This window comes from Streptomyces sp. JN8 (assembly GCF_055808075.1).
This window is the reverse complement of the sequence record NZ_CM147852.1, coordinates 1,484,657-1,505,959: the sequence shown is the minus strand read 5'-3', so window position 1 is coordinate 1,505,959 and position 21,303 is coordinate 1,484,657. Positions and strand designations below refer to the sequence as shown.

The 21,303-nt window shown below is 73.5% G+C and carries 17 protein-coding genes, 1 tRNA gene and 1 pseudogene; 11 read left to right on the top strand and 8 right to left on the bottom strand.

Annotation, left to right across the window (positions count from 1 at the left end; translation table 11 throughout):
- Positions 1–153 precede the first annotated feature (153 nt).
- From ACY0MR_RS06525 to ACY0MR_RS06500, 6 genes are all read right to left on the bottom strand, one after another.
- Positions 154–1,848 carry a S8 family serine peptidase gene (locus tag ACY0MR_RS06525; RefSeq protein ID WP_388796244.1) on the bottom strand — a complete coding sequence of 565 codons (1,695 nt, stop codon included), beginning with the start codon at positions 1,846–1,848 and terminating at the stop codon, positions 154–156.
- A 729-nt stretch (positions 1,849–2,577) separates the two neighbouring features.
- Positions 2,578–3,444 carry a GNAT family N-acetyltransferase gene (locus tag ACY0MR_RS06520; RefSeq protein WP_473559710.1) on the bottom strand — a complete coding sequence of 289 codons (867 nt, stop codon included), beginning with the start codon at positions 3,442–3,444 and terminating at the stop codon, positions 2,578–2,580.
- 382 nt (positions 3,445–3,826) lie between these two features.
- The gene (locus ACY0MR_RS06515; RefSeq protein ID WP_388795520.1) at positions 3,827–4,726 is read right to left on the bottom strand and encodes an NAD(+)/NADH kinase; all 900 of its coding nucleotides are present in this window, start codon (positions 4,724–4,726) and stop codon (positions 3,827–3,829) included.
- Positions 4,723–5,730: an SPFH domain-containing protein gene (locus ACY0MR_RS06510; RefSeq protein ID WP_361860863.1), complete on the bottom strand. Its 1,008-nt coding sequence runs from the start codon at positions 5,728–5,730 to the stop codon at positions 4,723–4,725. The genes ACY0MR_RS06515 and ACY0MR_RS06510 overlap by 4 nt, the downstream gene beginning before the upstream one ends.
- Positions 5,731–5,905: 175 nt before the next feature.
- Positions 5,906–7,297, bottom strand: coding sequence for a DMT family transporter (locus ACY0MR_RS06505; RefSeq protein ID WP_473559708.1), 1,392 nt, complete (start codon positions 7,295–7,297; stop codon positions 5,906–5,908).
- Positions 7,294–8,100, bottom strand: coding sequence for a phosphatase PAP2 family protein (locus ACY0MR_RS06500; protein WP_388796241.1), 807 nt, complete (start codon positions 8,098–8,100; stop codon positions 7,294–7,296). Before ACY0MR_RS06500 ends, ACY0MR_RS06505 begins: the two co-directional genes overlap by 4 nt.
- A gap of 201 nt (positions 8,101–8,301) precedes the next feature.
- On the opposite strand from ACY0MR_RS06500, the gene ACY0MR_RS06495 reads away from it, so the two are divergent.
- Complete coding sequence (locus ACY0MR_RS06495; RefSeq protein WP_388795514.1) at positions 8,302–8,982, top strand: TetR/AcrR family transcriptional regulator; 681 nt, start codon at positions 8,302–8,304, stop codon at positions 8,980–8,982.
- Positions 8,983–9,011: 29 nt separating this feature from the next.
- Positions 9,012–9,410, top strand: coding sequence for a DUF488 domain-containing protein (locus ACY0MR_RS06490; protein ID WP_473559706.1), 399 nt, complete (start codon positions 9,012–9,014; stop codon positions 9,408–9,410).
- Positions 9,411–9,413: 3 nt separating this feature from the next.
- Here the strand turns inward: ACY0MR_RS06490 and ACY0MR_RS06485 are convergent, their stop codons facing one another.
- Complete coding sequence (locus ACY0MR_RS06485; protein WP_473559704.1) at positions 9,414–9,839, bottom strand: DUF309 domain-containing protein; 426 nt, start codon at positions 9,837–9,839, stop codon at positions 9,414–9,416.
- A 250-nt stretch (positions 9,840–10,089) separates the two neighbouring features.
- On the opposite strand from ACY0MR_RS06485, the gene ACY0MR_RS06480 reads away from it, so the two are divergent.
- Positions 10,090–10,163: transfer RNA gene (locus ACY0MR_RS06480), tRNA-Pro, on the top strand.
- A gap of 158 nt (positions 10,164–10,321) precedes the next feature.
- Here the strand turns inward: ACY0MR_RS06480 and ACY0MR_RS06475 are convergent.
- Positions 10,322–11,272 (bottom strand): glycoside hydrolase family 16 protein, encoded by a 951-nt coding sequence (locus tag ACY0MR_RS06475; RefSeq protein ID WP_388795505.1) that lies wholly within the window; start codon positions 11,270–11,272, stop codon positions 10,322–10,324.
- 362 nt (positions 11,273–11,634) lie between these two features.
- Here ACY0MR_RS06475 and ACY0MR_RS06470 point away from each other — a divergent pair, with 362 nt between their 5' ends.
- From ACY0MR_RS06470 to ACY0MR_RS06435, 8 genes and pseudogenes are all read left to right on the top strand, one after another.
- Positions 11,635–11,871, top strand: a complete 237-nt coding sequence (locus ACY0MR_RS06470; RefSeq protein WP_388795502.1) for a hypothetical protein — start codon at positions 11,635–11,637, stop codon at positions 11,869–11,871.
- Positions 11,872–12,234: 363 nt separating this feature from the next.
- Positions 12,235–14,310, top strand: coding sequence for a bifunctional polysaccharide deacetylase/glycosyltransferase family 2 protein (locus ACY0MR_RS06465; RefSeq protein ID WP_392864156.1), 2,076 nt, complete (start codon positions 12,235–12,237; stop codon positions 14,308–14,310).
- A 1-nt stretch (position 14,311) separates the two neighbouring features.
- Positions 14,312–15,583, top strand: a complete 1,272-nt coding sequence (locus ACY0MR_RS06460; protein WP_473559702.1) for an acyltransferase family protein — start codon at positions 14,312–14,314, stop codon at positions 15,581–15,583.
- Between the two features lie 243 nt (positions 15,584–15,826).
- Positions 15,827–17,353 (top strand): Re/Si-specific NAD(P)(+) transhydrogenase subunit alpha, encoded by a 1,527-nt coding sequence (locus ACY0MR_RS06455; RefSeq protein WP_473559700.1) that lies wholly within the window; start codon positions 15,827–15,829, stop codon positions 17,351–17,353.
- Position 17,354: 1 nt separating this feature from the next.
- Positions 17,355–18,773 carry a Re/Si-specific NAD(P)(+) transhydrogenase subunit beta gene (gene pntB / locus ACY0MR_RS06450; RefSeq protein ID WP_388795490.1) on the top strand — a complete coding sequence of 473 codons (1,419 nt, stop codon included), beginning with the start codon at positions 17,355–17,357 and terminating at the stop codon, positions 18,771–18,773.
- A 164-nt stretch (positions 18,774–18,937) separates the two neighbouring features.
- Entirely contained in the window at positions 18,938–19,735 is a 798-nt protein-coding gene (locus ACY0MR_RS06445) for a DUF4389 domain-containing protein (RefSeq protein WP_388795487.1), read from the top strand.
- 109 nt (positions 19,736–19,844) lie between these two features.
- Positions 19,845–20,429 (top strand): annotated as a pseudogene (locus ACY0MR_RS06440) (DUF998 domain-containing protein); the annotation flags it as partial.
- Positions 20,430–20,618: 189 nt separating this feature from the next.
- The gene (locus ACY0MR_RS06435) at positions 20,619–21,266 is read left to right on the top strand and encodes an alpha-ketoglutarate-dependent dioxygenase AlkB (RefSeq protein ID WP_388795480.1); all 648 of its coding nucleotides are present in this window, start codon (positions 20,619–20,621) and stop codon (positions 21,264–21,266) included.
- Positions 21,267–21,303 lie beyond the last annotated feature (37 nt).

The window sequence follows — 21,303 nt, the reverse complement described above, 5'->3', positions numbered from 1 at the left end:
AGTCCAGGCCTTGTGTCCGGCATTCGGACAGGGCCCTTCGGCGGGCAGGGGGCCCGACACGCCAGGACGCGCCCGTGGTGTAGACCACGAGCGCGTCGCTGACCAGCAAGGATGCTGATGTGGGGGGTGGTTCGGTGGTGGAGCGGTGGTGCCTTAGAAGGTCAGGCTCCACGAGTTGATGTAGCCGGTGTCACCCGAGGCCACATCGCGGACCTGGAGCTTCCAGGTGCCGTTGGCGACCTCGCTCGACGCGTCGACCGTGTAGGTGGTCAGGACGTTGTCGGCGCTGTCCGAGGAGGACGAGGCCTTGAGGTTGCGCACCGTGCCGTCGGGGGCGACCAGGTCGACGACCAGGTCCCCGCGCCAGGTGTGCCGGATGTCCACGCCGACCTTGAGGGCGGCGGGGGCGTTGCCGGTGCGGCCGGAGACGGTGATCGAGGACGACACCGTGGCGTTGTCGACGATGGTCACATCGGTCGCGTTGGTGAAGACGGTGCCGGGCTGCGTGGTGGTGGTGACGGCGTCGACGGTCTTCGCGGTGTCGGCGATGCCGGTGCCGCAGCCGCCGGTGCAGGTGCCGGGCAGCGGACGCGCGTTGGTCTTGATCGCGGTCTCGATCTCGGCCGGGGTGAGGCTGCTCTTGGCCGACTTGAGCAGGGCCGCGAGGCCCGCGATGTGCGGAGCCGCCATCGAGGTGCCCTGGTAGGGCTTGAAGTTCTCGGCCGACTGGGTGGTCGTGCCCGAGTTCAGCGTGGAGTAGATGCCGTTTTCGGGGGTGGTGACGGTGCCGGGCGTGTCGGTCGCGCGGCGGGTCTCGCCGCCGGGCGCGGCCACGTCCACGATGCTGCCGAAGTTGGAGTAGTAGGACCGGTTGCCCTCGCGGCTGGTGGACGCCACGTTGATGACGTTGGCGCAGTTCGCGGGAGTGAAGCCGGAGGCGTTGGCGTTGCTGTTGCCCGCCGCGACGACGACGGTGGTGCCGCGGGAGACGGCGCCGTTGATCGCGTTCTGGTAGACGCTCGGGCAGGTGGCGCTGGCGCCGCCGAGGCTCAGGTTGATGACCTTGGCCGGGGTGGCGTTGGCCGGGACGCCCGGGACGGAGCCGCCGGAGGCCCAGGTGATGGCGTCCGCGATGTCGGAGGACGAGCCGCCGCACTTGCCGAGCACCCGCACGGGCTGGATCTTCGCGTTGTACGCGATGCCCGCGATGCCCTTGGTGTTGTTCGTGACGGCGCCGATGGTGCCGGCCACGTGGGTGCCGTGCCAGGAGGAGTTCGAGGCCTTGGAGCCGGTGCCGCACTCGTTGTCGGTGGCGTTCCAGTCGCCCTCGTCCTTCGCGTCCGCGTCGCGGCCGTTGCCGTCGCGGGCGTCGGCGGAGGTCGAGATGAAGTCGTACCCGGAGACGACGTTGGTCGCCAGGTCCGAGTGGGTCGCGTAGCCGGTGTCGATGACGGCGACGGTGACGCCCGAGCCGGTCGTCTTGTCCCAGGCGGCAGGAACGTTCATGCCACCGGTGGGCTCGAACAGGTCCCACTGCTTGGCGTAGTCGGTGTCGTTCGGCGTGACGGCCATCGCGTAGGCGCGGATGTCGGGCTCGACCGAGGCGACGGACGGGTCGGCGCGGAACGCGGCCATGACCTCGGTCACGTCCTGCTTGCTGGCGCTGTCGCCCAGGTCGACCAGGGCGCCGCCGCCGGCGAGGCGACGCTCGAAGGAGAGCTTCTCGCCCGTCTTCGCGGCCTTCTCGGCCGTGTCGCTCTTCGCGGCGGTGTTCGAGCCGGCCTCGGCGGCCTGGCTCTTGTAGGTGACGATGACCTTCTCGACCGGGGCGCTGGGGAGCGCCCGCATGGTCTGCGAAGCCGGTGCGGGCTTCGGGGTGGCAGCGCCCGGGGCGGCGGCGATCGCCCCGGTCGTGGCAGCGGCGCCGAGGATCGCGGCGCTCGCGACCACGGATATGACTCTCCGCCTGGAACCGTTCAAGGTGTGGCCCTTTCGAGTACGACGTAGCTGCGGAGCAGTGGCGGCGGCGCGGGAGGCCAGGGCGAAGTGGGGTCGCTGTCCGGCATTCCCTGGGCTGGGGGGCCCGTGCGCCGCCACCGGCGCGACGGCCCGGGTCAAGGCCGTCCCCGGCGGAAGCGACCCCTCCGCATGCACCTGTCAGGGTGCGGTCGGGGGGATGATATCTGCCGGTGCGGAGGACAGTAGGGAACGGGGGGGTGAACCCGATACGGGGAAAACCCTTGTCACCCCTCACGGGGCTGCGGGGGTCCGGTGAGGGGAGGTCCGACCGGGGGAGCGGGCACCGGATTCCGCGCCGCGTCGACCGCGCGCCGGGCGGCCGGCCGACGTCCGGTCCGACGCCTCACCGGCACGTTCCGCGGGGAAGGTACGTACCTGCCTCAGGGGAAAGGTACACACCTCTCGACGGGTGCCGGCAGGGCCCCCCTCCCCAGGGGGGTCGACGAACTCCCGTCGTCTGCCCAGCGGTCGCCCGGGCAGGCGGGGGCGTTCCGGAAGGGTCGCGCGCGGGACGCCGGAGGCCGGTCGCCTCCCGCCGGGGGCCTGGCAGGGCGCGCCTCAGCCGAGTTCGAGGGTCGTCACCCCGAAGACGCGCTCGCGTGCCACCGGGCGGACCGGGCCCGTGTACATCCGGGCCGTCTCGAACGTCGGCTCCAGGCCCCGCTCCTCGGCGAGCCGGGCCGCCGCCGGGTTCGACTCCGGCATGTCGACCGCGATCCGCGCCGCCCCGAACGCCCGCGCCTCCGCGGCGAGCGCGTCGAGGAGAACGGCCGCGTCGGCGGGGGTGTCCGCGAACAGCGGTCCCACCCGCGCCGCGTCCTGGGCCGGCCGGACCACCCCGTACCCGGTCGGACGACCGTCGACGACCCGCGCCAGCGCGCGATGCCCCGGTGTGGTCAGCCAGGAGGCCAGGAAGCGGGGACGGTCGGCGTGGTGGCAGGCGCCGTCGTACGCGGCGAGGACGGCCGGCTCCACGGATCCCGCGGGCACCACACCGGGCGGCGGGCCGTCGACGGCCGGGACCGCGCCCTCGTACCGCGCGGTGCGGTACGCCGTCCTGAAGCCGGAGCGCCGGTAGTTGTCCTGCTGGTCCGGCACCCCGTCGAGCCCCACGGACCGGCCTCCGGCGTGCGGCAGGGCGGCCCGCCAGGTGGCCGACCCGTGACCGAGGCCGCGCAGGTCGGGGCGGACGAGGTAGAAGCCCAGGAACGCGTACGCGTCGTCGTAGGTGACGACCGAAATGGCCGATACGGGCTCCCCGTCGACCCGGCCCAGGAAGAAGCCCCGGGGGTCCTGCGCGAAGAACGACGCGGCGTCCGAGCGGCCCGGGTTCCATCCTTCGTCGGCCGCCCAGGAGCGGACGAGCTCCCAGTCCCGCTCGGTGGCGCGGGAGACGGACAGCGGGCCCGGGAGGGCGGAGGTCATGGGGTTCCCTTCAACGGCCGGGAGCGGTCGCTCGATCGATCGGGACGCGGCGGGTCCGGAGACCGACGCCCCTGGTGCCGGCGACACGACGGCGCCGGGGACCCGGCATCCGGGTGCGCGCATCCGCACCCGGGACCGAAGCCCGGGACAGCGGCGACCGGAACGCCGAATGCTTCGAGGCCGGCCCCGACCGGCGACGGCGAGGCGGCACCCGGAACCGGCGAAGCGGAACCGGAGGACCGGAGGAGAAGCCGACGGAGTCCCTCCGGAGGACCGGGTGAAGCGCGCCGAGCTTAACGCCGCACGACGTCCCTCCCGGCTCCCGCCGATCAATTCCGGCCGCGTCGGTCCCCGCGAAAGGCGGCGGGGCGGGGGCCGGGTCTCAGTGGACCAGCCGGAGGCGCGGCCCCGCGACCGCGAGGCGCACGGTCTGACCCCACGTCAGTTCCAGCGCGTCCGACTCGACCCCGTCGCCGAACACCACCAGCCGGTCCGACTCGACGGTGAGGCGCAGCCCCTGGCCCGGGTCGAGGAGCCCCTCGACCCGGCTCGTCCCGGTCGCCGGGGAGGGCCAGGCCTCCCGGACGAACCAGGCGAGCCGGGCGTCCGCGGGCGCGGGCAGCGCGAGCGCGCTGGACCGCTGCTCCCACAGGGACCGCAGCCAGCCCGTGGATCCCGTGCCCGTGCCGACGAGCACCCCCGAGGAGGCCTGGGCCTCCGGCGGGAGCCCCGCCGCGTCGAGGTCCAGCGTGTACCGGGCGGTCTGGTGGCCGCGCGGTCCGACGTAGATCTCGTTCAGCGCCAGGAGCCGCTGCGCGTCGTCGGTGACGGCCTCCACCATCGTCAGCTCGTCGACCGTCGCGCCGTCCCCCGCCGCGTACGGCAGCAGGCGCCGTGCCCGGTCCGCGCGGTGGCGGACGAGGACCCCGGGATTGCGCCCCGGGTCGGCATCGATCCCGATGACGGGCTGCCCGGTCAGGTACTTCGCCGCGTTGGCGACCAGACCGTCCTGCCCGACCACCACGACCACGTCCTCCGGGCCGAACAGGAACCGGTCCAGGTCGGCGCGCTCCACCCTGGTCTGCCGCCAGGTCAGGGGCACGGCGGCCGCCACCTCGGCCAGGGCCCGGTGGGTGCGCTCGTGCCGCTCGCGGACCGCGTCGACGGAGCGGCCGCGCGCGGAGAGGAAGAACGCGGCCTGACCGTGCGTGCCGTGCCGGCCGAGGAGTTCCTCGTACTCCGTGGTCCGGTGCACGAGCACCGCGCGCGGCGCGAGGCTCACGGCCTGGCCCCGCCCTCGCCGAGCTTGGCGAGCAGCCCCGTCAGGACGTCGGGCGAGAGCGTCAGGTGCTCGATCCGCGGCAGGTTCTCCGCGGCGCGGGAGACGGCCAGGGCGTGCAGGGTCGCGGGCTCCACCTCGGCGTGCGCCCGCAGCCAGGCGGACTGCGCCCCGGCGCGTGCCTGACCGACCTCGCGCGCCGCCTCCGCCTCGGCCTGCGCCAGGCGGACCTTGCGTACGGCCTCGGCCTCGGCGCGGACGGCGTCGGCGGCGGCGTTCTCCTCGGCCTCGCGGCGGGCGTTGGTGCCACGCTGCTCGACGAGCCGCTCCTCCTGGCGGGCCAGCTCGATCTTGCTCGCCAGCTCGTTCTCCGCGATGGCGCGCTCGCGCTCGACGGCGACCGCCCGGCGCTCGTACGTGGCCCGGTCGGCCTCCTGCTGGATCTGCTCGCGGGCGGGGGTCCGCAGGGCGCGCTCGACCTCGGGCTCCGGGCGGATGGCGACCACCCGGACCGCGACGACCTCGATGCCGGTCGCCGGCAGACGGGGCTCGGCGGCGAGTCCGGCCGTGACGCGGTCGCGCACCGCCGCGACGCCGTCGACGAGCGCCTCGGCCAGCGCGGTGCGGGCGAGGACGTCGAGGGCGTGCTGCTGGGCGGTCTCGGTGAGGAGGGTGGCGATCTGCTCCAGCGGGGTGCCGCGCCACGCGCCCGAGTCGGGGTCGATGGAGAAGTCGAGCCGGGTGGCCGCGGCCGCGGGGTCCCCGATCCGGTAGGTCACGGTGGACTGGACGCTGACGTCCTGGAAGTCGGCGGTCCGGGCGTGGAACGCCATGGCCAGTTCGCGGTCGTTGACCGGGACCTCGGAGAGGGCCGCGGTGAGCGGGCGGAACCAGAAGCTCAGTCCCTCGCCGTCGTGCACGAGCTTGCCGCGGCTCTGGTGGCGTATGTGCGCGGTGGGTGCGGAGCGGAGATGGCGCCAGCCGGCCCGCCGGGTGATGTCGGCCATGAAGAAACCCCCTTGTCGTCATGTTGACGATAGGGGGGTTCCTCGCTTGTCGTCAAGATGACGAATTCGAGGGGTGCTCTCCGTGCGCGAGCGGGGAGCCCGGTGGTGCGGGGCGCCGATGGGGCCTGGCGGCTCGCGGTCGGCGCGGGCTCGCCGTGGGCCCCGGCCGGGCCTCTCAGCCGGCGGCCGGTGCGGGGACCGGCAGGGGGTCCGCGGCGTCCGCGTCGGTGAGGCCGGACGGCACCGCGAGCGGCACGGGCGCGGCCGACTCGGGGCGGGCCGAACGGGCGGCCGGACCGGTCGAGCGGGGTGTCGGCACCGACCCGAGGGTCCGCCGGACGGCGGTACGCGCGGGCGTGGAGGCCCCGTTCACCGGCGAGGGGATCACCACGGCGTCGCCGGGGGCGGCCGTCGGGCCGGGTGCGGGGGAGGACGCGCCGGCGGGCACGGGGTTCGTGGCCGGCGCGGGGAGGGGCGTGGCCGGCGCCGGGAGGCTCGGTGCCGAAGGGATGAGGTCAGGGGCCGGCGCGGTGCGGGTCGGGGTCGGCGCGGGGTCCGCTGAGATCGAAGCGGTGAGGTCCGGGGCCTGTGCGGTGCGGTCCGATGTCTGCGAGGAGAGGTTCGAGGCCTGCGCGGAGGGGTTCGGGGCCGGAGCGATGAGGTCCGAGGCCGACACGGGGACGTCCGGGGCCGGGGGTGCGTCCGGGGTGCCCCCCTTCGTCAGGAGCACCACGCCGCGCGCCGCGACCAGGGACGCGCCGGCCGCGACCAGCCAGCCCCAGGCGCCGGCGCGGAAGGTCTCCCCGAGCAGCGCCACGCCGATGATCGCCGCGGCCGCCGGGTTGGAGAGGTTGACCACGGCGAGCGGCGCCGCGAGGCCGCCGCGGTAGGCGGCCTGGGAGAGCAGCAGGCCGCCGGTCGCGAAGCCGGATATCAGCACCGCGAGGAGCGCGGTCTGCCACCAGGCCGGCTTCCCGCCGGGGAGTTCCAGCGCGAACGCGGCCGTCAGCGTCTGGGTGAGCGCGGAGGCGACGCCCGAGGCGATCCCGGAGGCCGTGGCATGCCCGAGCCCGCGCGGACCCTTCGCGCCCGACGGGCGCCGGCCGGACGCGAGCGCGGCGATGAGGAGCGCCGTCGCCGCGGCGACGACCAGGGACTCGCGCAGGCTGAGCGCCTCGCCGGGGGCGGTGGGACCCGTCACGGCGACGAGCCCCACCAGACCGGCCAGGGTCCACAGGGCCCCGCGCCACTCGGTGCGGGTCACCCGGCGCCGGGCCGCGTACGCGCCGAGCGGCAGCGCGGCCACCAGGGTCAGCGCGCCGAGCGGCTGGACGAGCGTCAGCGGTCCGTAGTGCAGCGCGGCGACATGGGCGAGGGCTCCGGCCGCGTTCAGGCCGACCGCCGACCACCACTGCCCCCGGGCCAGCAGCCCGCGCAGCGCCCCCCGTCCGTCCTGGACGGGGGAGGCGGCGGCGAGCCGGGACTGGGCGACGGCGGCGAGCGCGTATCCGGCGGCGGAGACGAGCGAGAGGAGCACCGCGACGACGGTGCCGGTGACGGGGTTCATCGGAGCGCTCCGACCGGAAGGGCGGCCGAACCGGCCTGACGGGGTACGGGTGGGGGCGCCGTCCGGTGGCCGGGGGCGCGGACGGCGAGCAGGGCGAGACCGAGCAGCGCGGCGGCGGCGAGCGCGTCGAACCAGTAGTGGTTGGCCGTGCCGACGATGACGAGCAGGGTCAGCAGCGGGTGCAGCAGCCACAGGACGCGCCACCGGGAGCGGGTGGCGGCGATCAGGCCGATGGCCACCATCAGCGCCCAGCCGAAGTGCAGCGAGGGCATGGCCGCGAACTGGTTGGCCATCGAGTCGGTCTCCGGCGTCGCGCCGTACACCGAGGGGCCGTAGACCCGCGCGGTGTCGACGAGTCCGCTGGCCGCGAGCATCCGGGGCGGCGCCAGCGGCATCAGCAGGTGCAGGGCCAGCGCGGCGCCGGTGACGAGCGCGAGGACGCGGCGCGACCACACGTAGTGGGCGGGGCGGCGCAGGTACAGCCAGACGAGGAAGGCGATCGTGGCGGGGAAGTGCACGGCCGCGTAGTAGGTGTTCGCGGTCCGGATCAGCGGTTCGCCGTGCAGCAGGAGCTGCTGGATCGTTCCCTCGCCCGGAAGGTGCAGCGCGCGCTCGGCGTCCCAGACGCGGTCGGCGTTCCGGAAGGCGCGGGCCTCGTGGCCGTTGGCGAAGAGCCGGCCGAACTTGTAGACGAGGAAGAGCGCGGTGACGAGCGCGAGCTCGCGCAGCAGGGGAGGCCGCGCGGACGCGCCGCCGTCCCCTCCGTCGTTCCCGGGTGCCTCGGTCCCGGGGGTAGGCGTCAGCCCCGATCCAGCAGGACGTGGTCCTCGTATCCCGCGTATCCCGGAAGCCATCGCACGGCCCTCTAATCCGTCATATCGCCAACAAACGGAGTGAGCCTAGATCCGATTTCATCGAGACGCAAGCGTATCGATACGTTTGCGTCTCGATTGTGCACCCCCTACTCTCGTATGTGCAGAGACAGAGGTGTCCGGGAGGGATCGATGTCCACGTCCGCGTCCACAGCAGAGCCGGCGTCCGCGTCCGGGACGCAGTCCACGGAGGCGTCAGGACCGGCGCCCGCGCAGGCGTCCGCGGAGGCCGCCGGCGCCCGCCGCAGCAAGATCACGCCGGAGCGCGAGACGGAGCTGTACGACGCCGTCCTCTGCCTCCTGCGCGAGGGCGGCTACGACTCGGTGACCATGGAGGGCGTCGCGGCCCGCACGAAGTGCGGCAAGGCCACCCTCTACCGGCAGTGGGGCACGAAGCCGCAGCTCGTCACCGCCGCGCTCGCCCGGCGCCGCTGCACCGTCTTCACCGGGATCGACACCGGCACCCTCGCCGGCGACCTGCGCGAGGCCGGCCGGATCGCCGCCTCGCACCGCGAGCGCGACGCCGAACTCATGGAGGCCGTGGCGCAGGCCTTCATCCAGCACCCCGACCTGCGCGCGGCGCTCCGCGAGACGGTCATCGCCCCCGAGGTCGCCGCGATCGACGAGGTCGTGGCCCGGGCGGTCGCGCGCGGGGAGGTCGACGCCGACAACCCCGCGATCGGCTTCGTCGCCCCCTGCTTCCTGGGCATGCTGCGCATCGAGCGGCTCTTCGAGGACCGCTTCACGGACGCCACGACCATGCGGACCTTCGTGGACGCCGTCCTCCTTCCGGCGCTGCGCGTCGAGGGGTGAGCCGGGGGCCGGTCCGTCAGGCTTGAACCATGCCCGCAGACCCCGCAGCCCCCGCCCCGCCGGCCCCTCACGTCCGCGTCCGGCGGATCTACGAGCCCCCCTCGCCGGACGACGGCGTCCGGGTCCTCGTCGACCGCCTCTGGCCGCGCGGACTCGCCAGGACCGACGCCCGCATCGACGAGTGGCCCAAGGCGCTCACCCCGTCCACGGAACTCCGCCGCTGGTACCACGGAACCGAGGGCGGGTACGAGGAGTTCCGCCGCCGCTACCGGGCCGAGCTGGCCGCCCCCGAGGCCCGGGCGGCCCTCGACCGCCTGAGGCTGCTCGCGGCGGAGGGGACGATCACCCTCCTCACGGCGACCAAGGAGCCCTCGGGGAGCCACACGTCGGTCCTGCTGGAGGAGCTGGGCGCGGGCCCGGCGGCGTGACCCTCAGGCCGGGCCGAGCCGCAGCCGAGGCGCCTCGGCCGCGGCGTCGACGACGGGCGGACGACCGCCGTCGGCCGCGGAGGTGCGCTCCGCCAACTCCCGCGCCCATGCCACGAGTCCGGCGGCGTCGATGCCGTGGGCGGCGGCGGACGCCATGCCGCCGGGCGCGCCCGGACCGCCCGCGAGCCGGTCGGCGCCGCGGCGCAGCAGCCGCGCCCCGCCCGCCGTGTTGCCGCGGGCGGCGTGCGTGAGCCCCACGGCGAGCTGGGCGAGCCCCTGCCAGAGGTCCCGCTCCGACGCGGGCCCGGACTTCCAGGCGTCCTCGAAGACCTCGTGCGCGTGGAACGGCATGCCGGCGTCCAGCAGCCGCTGCGCCTCCCGCAGACTCTCCGCGGGAGCCCGGACGACCCCCTCGGGCTGCCGCGGCACGCCCTCGGCCCCGTACGGCAACGGCCGTCCGAGCCCGTCCCGCGGCCGAGCGCTCCGAGCCCGCCCCTCCTCGTCACGATCCATGCCAGGCCCACTGGCTGTCCGGTTCACCCGTCCATTGTCGCCGCCCCCGGGCAACATCCCTGGCCACATGCGGCGCGGTGACAGCCCGTGCGTCAATCCGCCCGGCGGAGTGAGGTAGTGTTTTCCCTGCACGGCGCCGCGGGGGGAACCCCACGGAGACGCGCATCGGGACGTGGCGCAGCTTGGTAGCGCACTTGACTGGGGGTCAAGGGGTCGCAGGTTCAAATCCTGTCGTCCCGACTTTTCGAAGTCGCAGATCAGGGGCCGTTTCAGAGCAATCTGAAACGGCCCCTCGATCGTTTCCGGGGAGCGCGGCGGGCCGCCGGCCCCGGGCCGGGTCGGCGGGGAGGTGTCCCGGCCGCGCCCTTCGGAACCGGCAGGCGCGGCCGCGGGGTGTGTCAGGTCTTCGGGACCGTGTTGACGTAGGCGGTGCCCTCGCCGTGGAAGCCGTCCACCGTCTCCTGGACCTCCGCCGGCGTGACGGCCTCGTCGGCCTTGTAGTAGACCCAGTCGACCTTCATGTCCCAGGTGCGCGGGCCGCCCGTGAAGGGGAGGTCGATGAGCCAGTTGCTGAAGTGGATGTCCATCTGCTCGCGTGCGACGTACTTCCCGGAGCTGGTGAAGAGCTCCTCCCCGTCCAGGGAGTAGACGACCTTCGCGTCCGTCGCGGTGATCACCATGGTGTGCCAGCCCCCGAGCCGCCGCTTCTGGGTCTTGTGGACCCGGTCCGGCGGGTCGGCCCGGTACCAGCTGACGTTGTCGAGCCGCGGCCCCGGCGTGCCCCAGCCGCCGTTCGGCAGGTACTCGAAGTCCAGCTCGCTGTACTTCTCCGAGGAGTCCGAGGAGGAGATCGGGAAGAAGGTCTGGACGACGTGGTCGCCGTTGCGACCGCTCGTGGGCCTGTCGCTGAGGTGGATCCGGGCCGCGTAGGTCCCGTTGAGGAAGTTCCCGCCCGTGGTCTGCACCTCGGTCTGCGTGGTGCCCTGCGCGGTGCCGTCGGTGGTGGAGCGCAGCCGGAGGACCCTGCCCCCCTGGGCCGCCGGGTCGGAGGGGAAGGCGGCGCCGTCCGCGCTCCAGCTGTCCCTGACGCCCGGGCCGCCCCCGCCGGTTCGGATCTCCCAGCCGTTCGCGGCGAGTGAGGGGTCGTCGGCGCCGGTGTAGTCGAAGTCGTCGAAGAGGGTCCCCGGCGGCCCGGTCGGCGTGGGCGTCGTCTCCCGCGCGGGCGCGGCCGCGTCGGCGCTCCCGCCGGTCGCGGGATCGGCGGAGCACGCGGCGAGCACGCACAGGACGGCGGGCAGGGCGAGCGCGGTCCACGCTCGGCGACGAGAGGTGCGGCGAGGCAGGCTCACACGGGCTCCTTGGGGGCGTAGAGGCGGTGACCGGACACGCCCGTCGCATGCGGATCGCATGCGGATCGATCGCCGATCGCAGGAATCGAGCGGTCATCCTAGCGAAGGATTCAAGCCAGCCCTCTCGCTGCTCGCGACCCGGTCATCCAGGGGCCCAGTCAGGCCCGTTGACATACCGATCCGGTTACGAGATTCGATCGGATCATGTCAAATGTGCACAACGCACACCAATCGCTGCGTGTCATGCGCTACGGTCCGCTCTACGCTTCAGCGGTCTCCCACCCTGCACAAAAAGGCCACAGATCATGCGCCAAGTCGCCACACCCTTCGGGCCCGAAACGTTTCCCGCGGTCCCTTCCGTCGTGGCCGAATCGCATCAGTGGGAGCCTGCTCCGGCACCGGTGTTCGTCGACCAGTCCGGTCTGCGCAGCCGGCTGATGCGCCGCTTCGGCTGGCCGGTCTCCGTGCTCGGCGCGATCCTCGCCGCCGTCATGGGCAGCAGCCTCATCGGCATGCAGTCGGACGCCCCCGCGATGGAGATACCGCCCAAACCCTCCTACCAGCCCCTCACGGGCCCGCTGGCCCCCTCCCTGCTCTAGCGAGCCGGCCCGCCGACACCCCGCCCCCGGACTTCGGCCGTCCCGTCTTCCGGCACGGCGACGGCCCCCTCGACTGTCACGACGGCGACCGCATCGTCCGCCACGTCGGCCGTCACCTCGGTCGCCACCCCGGCGGCACCCCCGGTCACGGCGTCCGCCCATCCAGCCGAGCACCACACCCGTCCCTCGCGAACCGGGACCACCGTGCCGCCCGGAGCAACCCCCGCGGTCCGGGCCGGGCATGCCCGCCCCCCCCCGCACCACCCATCTCCAGGAGCGTCCTTGTCCCGCCACCAGCGTCAGCGCCGTCGGCAGTCCCTGCTGAGACCGCGCCGCCTGGCTGCTCCACCGCTGCGCTTCTTCATGCCGCTGTCCCTGCTGGCCTGCCTGCTCGCGCTGCTCGTCCTCCGCGGCCTCGCCACCAACGAGGCGTTCCACGACACCCGGGTCGCGACCTCGGTCGACAAGACCACCGTGCCGGAGAACCTGCTCAAGGGCGGCCCGATCATCGACGCCCGCGGCGAGAAGAACGAGCGCCCGGCGAGCTACCGGATCCCCGACCACACCGTGGTCCTGAGCTTCGACGACGGCCCGTCGCCGGAGTGGACCCCGAAGATCCTGGACGTGCTCGCGGCCCACGACATCCGCGCCGACTTCTTCGTGACCGGCGCGATGACCACCCGCCACCCCGAGCTGATCCGCCAGATCGTCGCGGGCGGCCACGAGATCGGCGTGCACAGCTTCACCCACCCCGACCTCGCCTACCAGTCCGAGGCCCGGATCAGCTGGGAACTCGCGCAGACGCAGCTCGCGCTGGCCGGCGTGGCGGGCGTCCACAGCGCGCTGTTCCGCCCGCCGTACTCCTCCGACGCCTCCGCGCTCGACGACTGGAACTACCCGGTGATCAAGTACGTGGGCTCCCACGGCTACCTCACCGCGTTCATCGACCGCGACACCCACGACTGGAAGCGCCCCGGCGTCGACGCGATCGTCAAGGCCGCGATGCCCCGCAAGCCCGGGGAAGGCGAACTGATCCTGCTGCACGACGCCGGCGGCGACCGGGCCGAGACCCTGGCCGCGCTCGAGCAGATCATCGTGAAGCTGAAGGGCGAGGGATACCGCTTCGCCACCATCTCCGAGGCCCTCGGCGCCACCGACGCGACCGTGCCCGTGGACGGCTACCAGCTGTGGGCGGGCAAGGGCTACATCTGGGCCACCCAGGCCGCCGTGCTCACCCTGCCGGTGCTGGTCGCCCTGCTGGCCGTCGTCGGCTTCCTCAACTTCGGCCGCTTCGCGCTGATGCTCGTCCTCGCCCCCCTGCACGCCCGGCGCTCCCGGCGGCGCGACGCCTGGGGAGCGCCCGTGACCGAGCCGGTCACCGTCCTCGTCCCGGCCTACAACGAGCGCGAGTGCATCGCGAACACCCTGAACTCCCTCGCCGCCAGCGACTACCCGATCGAGGTGCTCGTCATCGACGACGGCTCGACGGACGGCACCGCGGACATCGTCGAGGAGATGGACCTGCCCTTCGTCCGGCTGATCCGCCAGGCCAACGGCGGCAAGTCCAGCGCGCTCAACACCGGCATCGCCGCCGCGTCGTACGACATCATCGTGATGATGGACGGCGACACCGTCTTCGAGCCGTCCACCGTCCGCGAACTGGTCCAGCCGTTCGGCGACCCGACCATCGGCGCGGTCGCGGGCAACGCCAAGGTCGGCAACCGCGACAGCCTCATCGGCGCCTGGCAGCACATCGAGTACGTCCTCGGCCACAACCTGGACCGCCGGATGTACGACATGCTCAACGTCATCCCGACCATCCCCGGCGCGGTCGGCGCCTTCCGCAGGGAGGCCCTGCGGCGGGTCGGCGGGATGAGCGACGACACCCTCGCCGAGGACACCGACATCACCATGGCGGTGCTCTGCGACGGCTGGCGGATCGTCTACGCCGAGCGCGCCCGCGCCTGGACCGAGGCCCCCGCCAGCCTCCAGCAGCTCTGGTCCCAGCGGTACCGCTGGAGCTACGGCTCCATGCAGGCGATGTGGAAGCACCGCCGCGCCGTCACCTCCCGCGGTCCGGCCGGGCGCTTCGGCCGCCTCGGGCTGCCGCTCGTCGTGCTGTTCGGCGTGGTGGCCCCGCTGCTCGCCCCGCTGGTCGACCTGTTCCTGCTGTACGGCGTGCTCTTCGCGGACGCCCCGATCACCCTCGCCAGCTGGGGCGGCTTCATCCTGCTCCAGGCCGTGCTGTCCTGGTACGCCTTCCGGCTCGACGGCGAGAAGCCGCTGCATCTGATCAGCCTGCCGATCCAGCAACTGGTCTACCGGCAGCTGATGTACATCGTCCTGCTGCAGTCCACGATCACCGCGCTGACCGGTGGCCGGCTGCGCTGGCAGAAGCTCCGGCGCACCGGCGAGGTCGCCGCACCGGTGGAGGCCTGACATGACCGCGTCCTTCGATTTCGGGCGAAACCAGGAGACCCTGCGGCTGAGGATCCCCGACGCCTTCCGGCCGGAGTTCCACCCGGAGCCGGAGCCGGAGCCGGAGCCGGCGGCTCCGGCCCCGCGTCGGTCCGGCCGGGACCGCTACCTCGACCTGCTGCGCGCGCTGGCGCTGGTCCGCGTGGTCGTCTACCACAACTTCGGATGGTTCTGGCTGCCCGTCGTCTTCCCGTCGATGGGCGTGATGTTCGCGCTGGCCGGGTCGCTGATGACCCGCTCGCTCAGCCGTCCCGCCCTCGGCGTCGTCCGGAGCCGCATGCGCCGGCTGCTGCCGCCGATGTGGCTGTTCGGCGCGGTCGTCCTCACCCTGGAGATCATCGACGGCTGGGGCCCCGACGCCGAGGGGCATCCCGAGTGGTGGTGGGGGAAGCTGCTCTTCTGGCTGGTGCCGCTGAGCACTCCGCCGTACGCCGAGTCGCTGAACGGCTTCGGCGGTCTCGTGGAGCCGGGCTGGGCGGAGCAGGTCGTCGTCCCGCTCTGGTACCTCCGCGCGTACCTCTGGTACGTCCTGCTGTCCCCGCTGATGCTGTGGGCGCTGCGGCGGATGCCGGTCGTGACGCTGGCCGTGCCGCTCGTGGTGACGGTCGTGCTGAACACGCTCCTCGTCGACCAGGAGTTCCTCTACGGCCGCGTCCGGGAGAACCTGAGCGACTTCGCGATGTTCGGCTCCTGCTGGATCCTCGGCATGGCCCACCAGGAAGGCCTGCTGAAGAAGATCCCGCAGTACGTCGTGCCCTCCGTGGCGCCGCTGGTCATGGTGGCCGGCTGGTGGTACCTGCAGACCCGGCCGGTCGATCCGACCGTGCACACCGACATCGAGAGCTGGCCGATCGCCCAGGCCCTGTGGTCCTTCGGCTTCGTCGCGATCCTGCTCCACGTCAGCCCCTCCTGGGAGCAGTGGCCCCGCCCGCTGGAACGCTGGAACGGCCTGATCAGCCTGCTCAACTCCCGCGCGGTCAGCGTCTACCTCTGGCACGTGGCCGCGCTGGTCGTCGCCATCCCGCTGATCGACCCCCTCTGGTCCGTCGGCTTCGTCTACGAGCACTTCCAGTGGCTGCTGATGAGCCAGTGGTTCCCGCTGCTGGTGGCGATCCCGCTGATCGGCCTGCTGGTCCTGGCCTTCGGCTGGGTGGAGGACGTGGCCGCGAAGCGCCGCCCGCGCCTCTTCCCGTACCCGCGTCGTGTACGGGGCAGGCGCAGAGCGGGCGCCTGACCCGCGGCGCACCGCGCCCAGGACCGCCCGACGGCCGTTCCCTCCCCTCGGGGGAGGGAACGGCCGTCACGGGTTTTCGGGGTTGCGTGCTTCTCCTCGGTCGTCGTCTCCCCGATCATGGGACGACGGGTGGCCCTTCGGTCGGGGCGGGGGCGGCCCGATGCTGATCCGGACCAGAACCCGGTGCGACGGCGCATCAGGGGGAGGTCGTTCGCGGCAACCGGCTCTGAACGGAGAAGACTCGTGATCGTCGGAGTTCTCAAAGAAGCGCGGGACGGTGAGAAGCGTGTCGCGGCCACGCCTGCCACGATCGAACAGGTCCGCAAGCTCGGGTACGAGGTCGTCGTCGACCCCGGTGCGGGGGCCGCGGCCGGGTTCACGGACAGCGCCTACGAAGCCGCCGGCGCGAGGATCGGGGACGCGGCGGCCGCGGACGTGGTCCTCGGGGTGAACGCCCCCGGTCCCGGGCAGCTGGACGGGGTGCGGCCGGAGGCGACGGTGATCGCTCTGTTCGCGCCCGCGTTCGACCCGGCGATGGTGGAGGACCTGGGCCGCAGGCCGTTCACGGCCCTGTCGATGGACGCCGTGCCGCGGATCAGCCGGGCGCAGTCGATGGACGTGCTGTCGTCCATGGCGAACATCGCGGGGTACCGGGCGGTGGTGGAGGCGGCGCACGAGTTCGGGCGGTTCTTCACCGGTCAGGTGACCGCCGCGGGCAAGGTGCCGCCGGCGAGGGTCCTCGTGGCGGGCGCGGGGGTCGCCGGCCTTGCGGCGATCGGGACGGCGGGTTCGCTCGGCGCGGTGGTGCGGGCGACCGACCCGCGGCCGGAGGTCGCCGACCAGGTCCGTTCGCTCGGGGGCGAGTACCTGTCGATCGCGTCCGCCGAGGTCGAGGTCTCGGCCACCGGGTACGCCAAGGAGATGGGGGACGACTACAAGGCGCGTGAGGCGGAGCTGTACGCGGCGCAGTGCCGTGAGGCGGACATCGTCATCACCACCGCCCTGATCCCGGGGCGTCCGGCGCCGGTGCTCATCACGGCGGAGATGGTGGCCGGGATGAAGCCGGGGTCGGTGGTCGTCGACATGGCCGCGGCCAACGGCGGCAACGTCGTCGGCACCGTGAAGGGCGCGAGGACGGTCACGGAGAACGGGGTGACGATCCTCGGCTACACCGATCTGGCGGGGCGGCTGCCCGCCCAGGCCTCGCAGTTGTACGGCACGAACCTGGTGAACCTGCTGAAGCTGATGACCCCGGACAAGGACGGCCGGCTCGTCCTGGACTGGGACGACCCGGTCCAGCGCTCGATCACTGTGGTGCGTGACGGCGCGTCGGCGTGGCCGCCTCCGCCGGTCCAGGTCTCGGCGACCCCCGTCCCCGCGACCCCCGCCCCCGCGGCGACGGAGCCGGCGGTACGGAAGCCGCCGACGGCGGGCCGGAGGTTCGGCGCCGTGGCGCTGGCCGCGCTGCTGCTGTTCCTCGCCGCCGGGTTCGCGCCCGCGGCGCTGCTGCCCCACCTGACGGTGTTCGTGCTGGCCATCGTGATCGGCTACTACGTGATCGGCCATGTCCACCACGCCCTGCACACACCGCTGATGTCGGTGACGAACGCGATCTCCGGGATCATCGTGGTCGGCGCGCTGCTGCAGATCGGGCACGGGAGCACGGTCGTCACGGTCCTGTCGGCCGTCGCGATCCTGCTGGCCAGTATCAACGTCTTCGGCGGCTTCGCGGTGACGCGTCGCATGCTCGCCATGTTCAACCGGAGCTGACATGTCTGCGAACCTTGCCGCCCAGGCGGCCTACCTCGTCGCCGCGCTGCTGTTCATCCTGGCGCTGGCGGGACTCTCCCGGCACGAGTCCGCCCGGCTCGGCAACGCCTTCGGCATGCTCGGCATGGGCGTCGCGCTCGTCGCCACGGTCGTGCTCGCCGTCGACGGCGACATCGGCGCGGCCGCCCTGGGACTGATGGCCGCGGCCATGCTGACCGGCGCGCTGATCGGCCTCCAGCGGGCCCGCGGCGTCGAGATGACCGGCATGCCCGAGCTGATCGCGCTGCTGCACTCCTTCGTCGGCCTCGCCGCCGTCCTCGTCAGCTGGAACGGCTACCTCGACGTCGAGCACCGGCCCGACGGCGAGGAGGCCCGCGCCCTGGACGCGCTCGGCACCCTGGGCATCCACCACGCCGAGGTGTTCATCGGGCTGTTCATCGGAGCGGTGACCTTCACCGGCTCCATCGTCGCCTACCTCAAACTCTCCGCGAAGATCGACTCCAAGCCGCTGACGCTGCCGGGGAAGAACGCCCTCAACCTCGGCGCGCTCGGCCTCTTCCTCGTCCTGACCGTGTGGTTCGTCAGCGCGCCCGCGCCGTGGCTGCCGATCGCCGTCACCGCCCTGGCGCTCGCGCTGGGCTGGCACCTGGTCGCCTCGATCGGCGGCGGGGACATGCCGGTCGTCGTCTCCATGCTGAACAGCTACTCCGGCTGGGCCGCGGCCGCCTCCGGCTTCCTCCTCGGCAACGACCTGCTGATCGTCACCGGCGCCCTCGTCGGCTCCTCCGGTGCCTACCTGTCGTACATCATGTGCCGGGCGATGAACCGCTCCTTCCTCTCCGTCATCGCCGGCGGCTTCGGCATCGAGGCCCCCGCGGGCTCGGACGTCGACTACGGCGAGCACTCGGAGATCACCGCGCAGTCCACCGCCGAACTCCTCGCCTCGGCCCGCTCCGTCGTCATCACCCCCGGCTACGGCATGGCCGTCGCCCAGGCCCAGTACCCCGTCGCCGAACTCACCTCGAAACTCCGGGCGAAGGGCGTCGACGTACGGTTCGGCATCCACCCCGTCGCCGGCCGGCTGCCCGGCCACATGAACGTCCTGCTGGCCGAGGCCAAGGTCCCCTACGACATCGTCCTGGAGATGGACGAGATCAACGAGGACTTCGAGAAGACCGACGTCGTCCTGGTCATCGGCGCCAACGACACCGTCAACCCGGCCGGCGCCGACGACCCCTCCAGCCCGCTCGCCGGCATGCCCGTCCTCACCGTCTGGGAGGCGGGCCGGGTCATCGTCTTCAAACGCTCCATGGCCTCCGGCTACGCGGGCGTGCAGAACCCGCTGTTCTTCCGCGAGAACACCTCGATGCTCTTCGGCGACGCGAAGGCCCGCGTCGAGGACATCGTCGGCGCGCTCTGAGCGGGGGAGAGGGAGGGAGCACGGGCGGGGGCCGGATCGGAGGGCGGCCGACCGGACCCCGTGGCGGGCTCGTCCGGGTGGACCCGTGACCGTGCGGGGGCCGGGCTTCCGGGTGACCATCGACGTGACCGGGAAGCGGGGGAGCGGGAGAGACGGAGACCGTCATGGCAGCAGCTTGGGAACCCCGGCCCTCGGCCGGAACCGAGGCCGACGGGCCCGAATGGCGGCCGGTCCTGGACGTGCCGCCGCCCGGGCGCCAGCGCCGCTGGACCGTGCTGCTGCGCTGGCTCCTGCTCCTCCCGCAGTTCGTCGTCGTCGCCCTGCTGTCCTTCGTCGCGTTCTTCGTCACGATCGCGGGCTGGTTCAGCGCCCTGGTCCTGGGCCGGCTGCCCGACCCCATCGCCTCCTTCCTCGGCTCGGTCCTCGCCTACCAGACCCGGGTCACCGCCGACGCGACCCTGCTCGTCGACCGCTACCCGCCGTTCTCCTTCGACGCCCCCGACTACCCGGTGCGCATCGAACTGCGCGCCACCCCGCTCAACCGGCTCGCCGTCCTGTTCCGGCTGATCCTGATGATCCCGGCGGCCGTCGTCAGCAGCCTGGCGATGTCCGGCTGGTTCGCCGTCAGCTGGGTGTTCTGGCTGATCGGGATCGTCCTGGGCCGGCTCCCCGAACCGGTCTTCGGGGCCACCGCCGCCGTCGTCCGCTACCGCATGCGCCTGACGGCCTACGCCACGATGCTCACCCCGGTGTACCCCAAGGGGATCCTGGGCGACGGCCCCGAGACCGCGGCGCTCCCCGCGTACTCCGCGACCCGCCCGCTGCGGCTGGGCACCGGGGCGCAGGTCCTGGTCTGGCTCTTCCTGCTCCTCGGGCTCGCCGGTCATCTGACCTCGGGCACCGTCGACTACGACGACACGGGCGACGACCGCGCGACCGCCGCCGCACCGGCGGCGGAATGACCACCCCGGCCGCCCCGGCCCCGGGTGCCGAGAGCGGCGGCACCGGGGACACGGCCGACGTCTCCGCGTGATGCGGTGGGCGACGAGCGCCGCGTCCTACGGTGGTCCGATGCGATCCGTACCGAGATGGGCCCTTCTGTCCTCGGGATGCGCCCCTCTGCTGCTGGCCGGCGGCTGGGCCGTCGCGGCCCTGCTCGAAGGACCCGCCTACGACCCCGCCACCGACACGATCAGCGTCCTCGCGGCCCACGGTGCGGCGGGCTCCTGGGTCATGACCGGGGCGTTCCTCGCGCTGGGCGTCTGCCACCTCCTCACCGCCTGGGGCCTGCGGCCGGCCGCGCGCGCCGGACGCCTGGCGCTCGCCGGGGGCGGGATCGCGGCCCTGGGGGTCGCGCTCGTGCCCGCGCCGAGCAGCGGGGGCTCCCTGAACCACGGGGCCGTCGTCGTGGTCGGCTTCACGCTGCTCGCGGTGTGGCCGGTGCTGGCCGCCGTGCGCGGCGGCGGGCCGTGGGGGCTGCGGCTGCGGCCGTCCGTCACCGTCACGGCGGTGATGGCGCTCGGTGCGGTCTGGTTCCTCGTCGAGATGAACCGCCAGGGCGCCGCGGGGGTCGCCGAGCGGCTCGTGACCTGCATCCAGTCCACCTGGCCCCTCGTGGTGGTCGCCTCCTGCCTGCGCTACGGCGCGAGCCGGCCCGTGCCGGGCGGCGAGGACCGTCGGGGCCGTGGCGGCGACGAGGACGGCGGGAGCGGTGGGAGGGGTGTGACCGGTAGGGCGGACGGGAGCCCCGCGCCGCCGCGACGCCCCCCGGGCGGCTGACCCGGCAGACGCTTCCCGGCACCCCGCCGTTCGCCCATTTGTTCGATTCGGCGTTAGGGTGGATCCGTGAACGCAGCACGACCCGCCCTGCCCGGACTCCAGGGCTCCCTGTTCGACCAGGGTGATGAGATCCGCCTCGGCCCGCTGGGCGGCCTCCGGAGGACGCCGCTCGACGACGGCGCCTGGGTCGACCACCTGCCCGGCTGGCTGCACGGCGCCGACGCGCTGTTCGAGGAGCTCGCCGACCGCGTGCCCTGGCGGGCCGAGGAGCGGCCCATGTACGACAACGTCGTCGCCGTGCCCCGGCTCCTGGCCCACTACGGCGAGGGCGCGCCCCTCCCGCACCCCGCCCTCGCGGAGGCCCGGGACGTCCTCGGCGCCCACTACGCCGCCGAGCTCGGGGAACCCTTCGTCACCGCGGGCCTCTGCCTCTACCGGGACGGCCGGGACAGCGTCGCCTGGCACGGCGACCGGACCGGCCGCTCCGCCCGCCACGACACGATGGTCGCCATCCTCTCCCTCGGCGACCCCCGGGACCTCGCCTTCCGTCCCCGGGCCGGCGGCCCCGCCCGCCTCCGCCTCCCGCTCGGCCACGGCGACCTCGTGGTGATGGGCGGCTCCTGCCAGCGCACCTGGGAGCACGCCGTCCCCAAGACGAGCCGGGCCGTCGGGCCCCGCATCAGCGTCCAGTTCCGGCCCCGCGGAGTCCGCTGACGGGCAGGGCCCCCGGGACGGGCCCGAGGAACCCGGC